The organism is Nonomuraea sp. NPDC049625, from assembly GCF_040675285.1.
Lineage (GTDB): Bacteria > Actinomycetota > Actinomycetes > Streptosporangiales > Streptosporangiaceae > Nonomuraea > Nonomuraea angiospora_A.
The window spans coordinates 1-1,365 of the sequence record NZ_JBFAOQ010000062.1 but is presented as its reverse complement, the minus strand read 5'-3'; the positions used below and the strand labels follow the sequence as shown (position 1 = coordinate 1,365).

The window sequence follows — 1,365 nt, the reverse complement described above, 5'->3', positions numbered from 1 at the left end:
GAGAACTGTGAGGATGGTGGTGTGCCGCTTCGAGCCCCGGCTTGACCCGCGCGAGAACAGACCATGGTGTCCTTGTTTGGATCTGTCGGCCGGGGTTTCGAAGCGGTGCTCGCTGTCACTGGGGCGTCGGAGCGTGTCCCGATAGGGGCCTTGCCGCAAACAAAGCACCGTCACAGTTCTGACCGCTCCTGCCACCCCGGCGACGGCCGACCAGCCCCCACGCCGAGCAGGAGCCGGACCACGATGACCAGCATGCCCCACACCAGTGCGCCTCTCCACCTCGCCCACGGCCGGGAGGAGGTGGTTCTGGGCGTCGACACGCACAAGGACGTCCATGTCGCTGCGGTTTTGACCGGGATGGGAGCCCTGCTGGACAGCCGCGGCTTTCCGACCGGCCCTGACGGTTATGAGCAGCTGCTGACTTGGGCGAGATCCTTCGGCGTACTGCGCCGGGCCGGCGTGGAGTGCACCGGTTCCTACGGGGCCGCACTGGCCCGTGTCCTGACCGCCGAGGGCGTCGAGGTCTTCGAGGTCAGCCAGCCCGATAAAGCCGCTCGCCGCCGGCGGGGCAAGTCCGATGAGGTGGATGCCGAGGCCGCCGCCCGGGCCGTGCTGTCGGGCCGGGCCACCGCCATCCCCAAGTCCGGTGACGGGCCGGTCGAGATGGCCCGCCTGCTGCGACGCGCCAAGGAATCGGCGGTCAAGGCCAGAACCCAGGCGATCAACCAGCTGCGAGCGGCGCTGGTGGTCGCCGACCCTGGCCTGAGAGCCTCCTTTGACGGCCTGGGACCCAAGACCCTCATCCGCCGCTGTGCCGACCTGGCCGTCGGCCCGGTCGCCGACGTCGACAGCGCCACCCTCTACGTACTGCGCCTGCTGGCCACCCGCGTCCAGTCGCTGTCGCAGGAGATCGACGCTCTGGAGCAGCTGCTGGAGGAGGTGATCCGCCGTCACGTTCCCGCCCTGCTGGAGCGCGTGGGCATCGGCCCGGACACCGCCGCGGCCCTGCTGGTCACAGCCGGAGACAACCCGCAACGGCTGGAGAACGAAGGATCCTTCGCCGCCTTGTGCGGGACCAGCCCGGTGGAGGCATCGTCCGGCAAGTCCCAACGCCGGCGCTTGAACCGAGGCGGCGACCGGCAGGCCAACGCCGCCTTGTACCGCATCGTCCTCACCCGGCTGCGCTGGGACGAGCGCACACGCGAGTACCTGCAACGGCGCACCACCGAGGGCAAGACCCGCCGAGAGGTCATCCGTTGCCTCAAACGCTACGTCGCCCGCGAGGTCTACGCCTTGATCAAAGCAGCGACAGCCGACCACGCTCCCGCCCCAGCCTGACGACTTGACGAACATAGGGGCATCCAA

Annotated in this window: 1 protein-coding gene; it reads left to right on the top strand. The window is 69.2% G+C overall.

What is annotated here, in order from left to right:
- The first annotated feature begins 252 nt into the window (after positions 1-252).
- On the top strand, positions 253-1,338 hold the full coding sequence (locus AB0J87_RS64395; RefSeq protein WP_363985927.1) for an IS110 family transposase: 1,086 nt from the start codon (positions 253-255) through the stop codon (positions 1,336-1,338).
- Positions 1,339-1,365: the final 27 nt, after the last annotated feature.

What these genes read in the sequence shown, in the direction of transcription:
- AB0J87_RS64395 (WP_363985927.1), top strand. Translation starts at nt 253, where the DNA reads ATGCCCCACACCAGTGCGCCTCTCCACCTCGCCCACGGCCGGGAGGAG.